Raw genomic sequence first — 6,827 nt, forward strand, 5'->3', positions numbered from 1 at the left:
GAGATCGCGTTGAAGGTGATAGTCATCGGAGCGAGTGGCACCATCGGCTCGGCGGTCGTCGCGGCGTTGGAGCCGAATCACGAGGTGGTTCGGGCGTCTCGGCGCGGCCCGGTGCAAGTGGAGGTGACCTGGTCGGCGCACATACAGCCGATCCCGCTGTTGGGCGAACGGCGGCATGACAATCCGGCGAAGCGGGTGCGGCGCCGCCGCGAGGCTGTCAGGCGAGGGTCGCTTGCAAATGGGAGCCCGCGCGGCCGCGGAGGACGTGCAGACGGCTGGGGATGCGCTGGCGCATCTCGTCCACGTGGCTGACGACGCCGACCACCCGGCCGCCCGCGCGGAGTTCGTCGAGCACGCCCATCACGGCGTCCAAGGTGTCGGCGTCCAAGCCGCCGAAGCCCTCGTCGATGAACAGGGTGTCCAGCACCAGGCCGCCCGATTCGGCGGCGACGGTGTCGGCCAGGCCCAGCGCCAGCGACAGTGAGGCCATGAAGGTCTCACCGCCGGAGAGAGTCTTGGCGGGGCGGACGGCTCCGGTGTAGTCGTCACGGATGTCGAGGCCGAGCCCGCCTCGGCGACCGCGCGGACCGGCCTTGTCGGAGTGGACGAATTCGTAGCGACCTCCGGACATCCTGCGCAACCGAAGTGACCCGGCCTGGGCGACCTCTTCCAAACGAGCGGCCAGAACGTAGGAGTGCAGCGACATGCGGCGGTTGTTCGCACCGCGCCCGGCGACCACGTCGGCGAGGCCGTCCAGTTCCTCGAACGCCTGCCGGGCCGGGGCGATCCGGTCCACGGCGGCCCAGAGCTGACCGCCGAGGTCCTCGAGCTGGCTCGCCCGCCTGCTCGCCTCGGCGTGCGCGGCCACCGCGGCGTTGAGTTGGTTCTGCGCGGCCGCCACGAGCGCGTCGAGTTCGGCCAGGTCGCCGGGCTCCTGCTCCGACGCCGCACGGATCTCCGGTTCCGCCAGGACGGCTTCCGCCGCGGCACGGGCGCGGTCGGCCGCCACGAGTTCCGCTTCGATCTCCGCTTGCCGCTGCGGGCCGCGAGCCGCGACGGCGACGACCTTCGCGTAGGCGGTCAGGAGTGCGACATTGTCACGGGCGCCGCCGTCGGCGTCGCGGTGCACCGGTTCGTCCGCACCAGCGGAGCCCGAAGCAGGGTCGACCACGCCGGATTCCTCGGGCACGGCCGACCCTGCACCGGGGAGGTCCGCCGACGAGGGGCCCGCGGGCAGCGCCGCACCGAACTCCCCTTCCAGCACGAAACCCGCGGCGCGAGCCAAGTTTTCGACCCGATCCGCGATCAGCGACACCTGTTCCCGCGCCGCCGCCGCTTCCGCGCGGGCATCGCGCAGGGCGGCCGCCTCGGCGACGAGGGCAGTGAGCCGGGCGCGGCGTCGGTCGACGGTCTCGTCGGCGCCCGCCGCGGCGCGCAGCCGTTCGGTGAGCTCGGTAAGGCGCGACTGCGCGGACACGATGGTGGCGGCGACCGCGCTGCGACGCGCTTCGCAGGCGCGCAGCTCGTCGTGCAGGCGCGCCTCGTCATCGCGCAAACGGGTCAGTTCGGTTCGCAGACCCTCGGCGCCGGCGGCCAGTTCGGAGGTGTCCTCGTAGCGGTCGGTCGCGGCGCGCAGGGCTGCGGCGAGTTCGACGCGGTCGGTGTCGCCGCCGCGGGCGAGGAGCGCCTCGATCTCCCGCTCCAGCCCGGTGATGCGGGCCAGCGCGCGGTCGCGGGTGTCCTCCGCCGCGCGCTCGGCCGCCACGGCGGCCTCCTCCTCGTCCTTGGACACCGCGGTGTCGGTGGGCCGGGCGGGCGCCGGATGCTCCGCGGAACCGCAGACCGCGCACGGACTTCCGTCGACCAGTCCACCGGCCAGTTCGGCGGCCATGCCGGACAGCCTGCGCTCGCGCAGCTCCAGCACGAGTTCTTTGGCGTCGAGGTGTGCCCCGCGGGCGGCGTCGAACTCGATTCGGGCGTGGTCGAGGTCGGTACGGCGGGCGGCCAATTCGACGGCGGCCGTCGCGGCGGCCTGCAACCGCTCGGTTTCGCTGGTGATGCCGGGCAACGCCGCGACCGCTTCGGTGGCTTCGCGCAGCCTGGCCTCGGCCGCGATGAGCGCGGCGGGCAGCTCGTCGCGCCGCGCGGCGAGTTCGGTGACGCGCCGGGCGAGCGTCGCGTCCTCGGCGCGCAGCGCGCCGAGTTCACCGTCGAGCCGGGTGGCCCCGGCGGCGACGGCCAGCACTTCGTCCAGTGCGCCGATCTGCCCGCTCCAGCGCTGGATCGCCGCGTCGATGTCGGCGTCGTCGCGCACCTGCGCGCCGTCGGGATCGATCAGCTCGGTGCCGCCGAGTTCCACACTCGCCGGTTCCAGGAGCCGGGCCGCCAGTCGCTGTGCCGCGCCGCGCTCTTCGCCGTCGCGCTGTCGCTGGGTGCGCACCGCCGAACGCGCTTCATCGATGGCGGCGGCCACCGGCTCGGCCCGGCGCGCGAGGTCGAGTTCGGCCTGTCGAGCGGCCCGAAGCTCGGCGCCGGCGGCGTAGTCGTCCAGTTGGGCGCGCGCGGCGGCCATGCGGCGGCGCAGCTCGCGCAGCCGGCGCTGCTGTTCGGCCTGCTCGCGGGCTCGGGCGGAGTCCCGCTGGCAGCGTTCGAGTTCCGCGACGGCGGTAGCCAGGTCGGCCCGGGCGCCGGACAGCAGATCCTGCGACCAACCCACGCACTCCGCCAGACCGGCCGAATCCGCCACCCCCGCCGCCATACCCACCTGGGTGATCAGCCGCTTGATGCCGTCCGTACGAGCGTCCAACTCCGCTTCGGCGGCGCGGCGGTGCTCGGCGAGCCAGTGCTCGGCGGTGCCGAAACGTCCGGTGTCGAAGAGCTTTTCGAGCAGCTTCTCCCGGTCTTCGTTGTCAGCCCGCAGGAATCGGGCGAAATCGCCTTGCGGTAGCAGCACCACCTGGAAGAACTGGTCGGCGCTCATGCCGAGCAGACGCAGCACCTCCTCGCCGATATCGGGGATCCGGGAGAGGTTCTCCCCGCGGCCGTCCAGCCAGGTCAGCGTGGCCTTGGGGTTGATGGTGCGCAGGCCGGTGCCGTCTCGTTTGAGACGCTGGAACTCAGGGCTGCGCGTGAGACGCAGCCGCCGTCCACCCAGCGTCGCCTCCAGCGTCACCTGCGGTGGCGTTTGCTCCGGTGCGTGATCGGAATGCAGCCGCTTGCTCTCCCCGCGTGCGCCGGGGACCCTGCCGTAGAGCGCGAACGCGATCGCGTCCAGCACCGTGGTCTTGCCGGCGCCGGTCTGGCCGTGCAGCAGGAACAACCCGTCGGCGCCGAGCGCGTCGAAGTCGACGACCGTGGGCTCGGCGAACGGGCCGAACGCGATCATCTCCAGCTTGTGCAGCCTCATGCCACCGCGCCTACGCCCGGCCTCGGCAGTGCGCTCATGCGGTCAGTTCCTCGGTGGCGCCCACCGTGGCCACCTGTTCGGGCTCGGCGACGGCGGCGGCAAGCGCCCGCTCCAGCCAGGTCATCTCGCTCGCGCTGGGTAGGCCGCGGACGTCGGTGAGGAAGCTCCGGGCTACTTCGATGTCGCGGCGGCCGTGCACCCGCTCACGGTAGCGCAGTTCCGGGTTACCCTCGGGCCGCGCCCATTCGACGTGCACGGCGTAGGGGAACCGTTCGCGCAGCTTGCGCATCGCGTCGACCGGGCGGGCGACATCGGTGAGCACGGCGGACACGTAGTGCTGTTCGGCCGCGGTGTGCTCGGTGCCGCTGAGCAGCTCGTCCAGGGTGCCGGTGAGCTTGCTCAGCCCGCGGACGGTCGGCAGGTCGCGGCGTCGCACCGCGCTCAGGCCGGAGGCGTCCAGGTCGACGATCCAGACCGCTTTGCGATGCGCGTTCTCGCCGAACGAGTACGGCAGCGGCGAGCCGGAGTAGCGCACCGGCTCGGCCAGCGTCTGCGGCGAGTGCAGGTGGCCGAGGGCCACGTAGTCGATGCCGTCGAAGGCGGACAGCGGAACCGTCTCCACGCCGCCGACCGAGATCGAGCGCTCCGATCCGGTGGCCTCCCCGCCGACGACGAAGGCGTGGGCGAGTACGACCGTCCGCGCACCCGGCCGCCGTGCGATGTCGGCACGCACGCGCGCCATGGCCGCGTCCAGGATCTCGGCGTGCGAGCGTGCCTGCGGCACTTCGAGTTCGGCGCGGGTGATCTCCGGCTCCAAGTACGGGATTCCGTAGAACGCCACCGGCCCGTGCTCGTCCTCCAGCAGGATAGGGCGATCGGCGTCGGCGACAGTGGTGCGCAGATGCAACCCGCCCGCCGCGGCGAAGCTCGCACCCGCGCCCAACCGGGCAGGCGAATCGTGGTTGCCGGAGGTGGCCACGATCTCGGCGCCCGCGGCACGAATGGCCTCGAATCCCCGGTTGCACACCGCGATCGCGTCGGCGCTCGGAATCGACCGGTCGTACACGTCTCCGGGCAGCACCACCACGTCGACCGACTCCTCGGCCACCAGCTCCGCGATCGCGGTCAGTGAACGAGTCTGGTCGGCAAGCAGATCGACCCCGTGGAACGTGCGCCCGATGTGCCAGTCCGAGGTGTGCAGCATCCGCATGCCGCGAAACCGTAGGGCAACCCACCGACAGAGTTCAATCGCCCCACCCGCTGTGTCGGATCTGCCCAGCCGGGCTACGGCGTGTCCACCGGAACGAGCGAACGTGTCCGGGTCGTCGGGCTGGATTCGCCGACATGCGAATCACCGCATATCCCTTTGCCTCCAGTCCCGCGCTACGCAGGCGATTCCGGATGCCGGAATCTCGAATGGTGTGCGGATGTTACGGAACGCGCTGGCAGCGCCGGTGGCCGACGCGATGCCGAACAATTGCCCGCTGTCGGCTTCTTGTCGGTGACGTACGGCACTATCGGCGCTATGACCGCACCGATGCTCGTCGCACTGCTGCTGGTGTTCGCCGCCGGTCTCGGCCTCGGCTGGTTGGGCCATGCCGCGCGCGCCGGTCACCGCGCCACGGCGGCCGAGGCACGACTCGCGGTCGCGGCGGACAACGAGCGATTACTACGCCAGTCGCTCAGCGCCGCCAACGAGGATGCCGCGCGCAGGCATTCGCACGCCGTCGGCGCGATGGTGGAGCCGCTGCGCGCGGCGGTCGGCGCGCTGAACGAGCACATCCAGCAGGTCGAGCGGCAGCGGATCAGCGCGTATTCGAGTCTGCGAGAACAGGTCGCGAGCATGCAGCGCACCTCCCATCAGCTCACCGGGCAGACCGGCCAGCTGGTCGCGGCACTGCGCGCGCCCCAGGTACGGGGGCGGTGGGGCGAGATCCAGCTGGAGCGGGTGGTCGAGCTCGCCGGGATGACCAGGCACTGTGACTTCCGGACGCAGGTGCACCGAACGGGTCGCGGCGAGGACGACCGGACGGTGCGGCCGGACCTGGTGGTGCGGCTCGCGGGCGATCGGCACATCGTGGTGGACGCGAAGGTGCCGTTCGCCGCCTACCTGGACGCCTGCGGCACCGACGACCCCGATGTGCGCGCCGAGCTGCTCACCAGGCATGCCAAACATCTGCGCGCGCACGTCGACCAGCTGTCGGACAAGGCGTACTGGGCCGCCTTCGAGCCCGCGCCGGAATTCGTGGTGCTGTTCGTGCCCGGCGATCCGTTCCTGGACGCGGCCCTGACCACCGATTCGGAGCTGCTGGAGTACGCGTTCGGCCGCAACGTGATCCTCGCTACGCCGACGACTCTCATCGCGTTGCTGCGCACCATCGCCTTCGGCTGGCGGCAGGAGGCGCTGTCCAAGGACATGGCGACGGTGCAGCGTCTCGGGCGTGAGCTGTATCACCGGCTCGGCACACCGGCAAGCATCTGGACCGGCTCGGCGCGCAACTCGGTAAAGCCGTGGAGGCATTCAACTACACCGTGGCCTCCGTGGAGTCGCGGGTGATGGTCACCGCGCGCAAACTGCACGACCTGGAAATAGCCGAGCAGGACGTGCCTACGATCGGGCGGGTGGATTCCCTGCCCCGCGCGGTGGGCTTCGCCGACGCGGGTGAGTAACCAGCCCGATGGCCGTGCCGCCACGCCGCCGAGCGCGGCGGCAACTAGTGTGCATATCGTGGCTGCTTCCGAACGTGCGCGATCCCGGGTGCCCGCGCCGCAACGCTCGATCCTGCCGTCGGTGCCGGGGATCCCGGTCGGCGCGGCGATCCTGATGGCGGTTGCGTGCACGTTTCTGGGGTTTCTGATCGATGCCAGCGGCGGCAGCGCCGAACTGACCGGCACGTTCGCCGCGCTGTATGTCCTCGGGTGCGTGGCGGCCGTCGCCGCCGTGCGCTACCGCGGCTTGTTCAGCACGATGGTGCTGCCGCCCCTGCTGCTCTTCATCGCCGTGCCGCTGGCCTATCAGCAGCTCACCGGCCGTGGCTCGACCTCGCTGAAGGACATCCTGCTGAACCTGGCGATCCCGCTGGTGAACCGGTTCCCGACGATGATGCTCGCCACGGTCGCCGTCCTGCTGATCGGCGGCGCCCGGATCTACCTGCACCGCCGCGAAGAGGAGTCGGCCCGGCCGCCCTCGTCTCGCCGGGGCGAGAGCTGGGGCAAGCGGTCCCAGGCGAAGAAGGGCGGGCCCGCCCGTTCGTCCGGCGGCCTCGCGGACTCGGCGCGCCGCAAAGCCCGCCGCCCGAAGAAGCAGCCCGACGAGCCCACGCTGGAGGAGGCGGACGAGCCCGCGCCTCGGCCGGCCCGCCGACCGGCGGCGCAGGTCGCCGACGCCGCGCCCCGTGTCGCACCGTCTCGTCCGCGCGAA

General features: G+C 71.8%; 3 protein-coding genes and 1 pseudogene. 2 read left to right on the forward strand and 2 right to left on the reverse strand.

The window, feature by feature from the left end; genetic code table 11:
* Positions 1-217: 217 nt before the first annotated feature.
* Entirely contained in the window at positions 218-3,406 is a 3,189-nt protein-coding gene (locus ON19_RS24500) for an AAA family ATPase (RefSeq protein WP_043697514.1), read from the reverse strand.
* A 34-nt stretch (positions 3,407-3,440) separates the two neighbouring features.
* The gene (locus ON19_RS24505) at positions 3,441-4,616 is read right to left on the reverse strand and encodes an exonuclease SbcCD subunit D (protein ID WP_043697517.1); all 1,176 of its coding nucleotides are present in this window, start codon (positions 4,614-4,616) and stop codon (positions 3,441-3,443) included.
* 315 nt (positions 4,617-4,931) lie between these two features.
* Between ON19_RS24505 and ON19_RS24510 the strand changes: the two are divergent.
* Together ON19_RS24510 and ON19_RS39150 are read left to right on the forward strand one after the other, a co-directional pair.
* Positions 4,932-6,076, forward strand: a pseudogene (locus tag ON19_RS24510) (DNA recombination protein RmuC).
* A gap of 58 nt (positions 6,077-6,134) precedes the next feature.
* On the forward strand, positions 6,135-6,827 hold a 693-nt coding region (locus ON19_RS39150), incomplete at its 3' end, for a DUF6542 domain-containing protein (protein ID WP_174377726.1).

This window comes from Nocardia abscessus NBRC 100374 (assembly GCF_000308455.1).
In the GTDB taxonomy this organism is placed as follows: Bacteria; Actinomycetota; Actinomycetes; order Mycobacteriales; family Mycobacteriaceae; genus Nocardia; species Nocardia abscessus.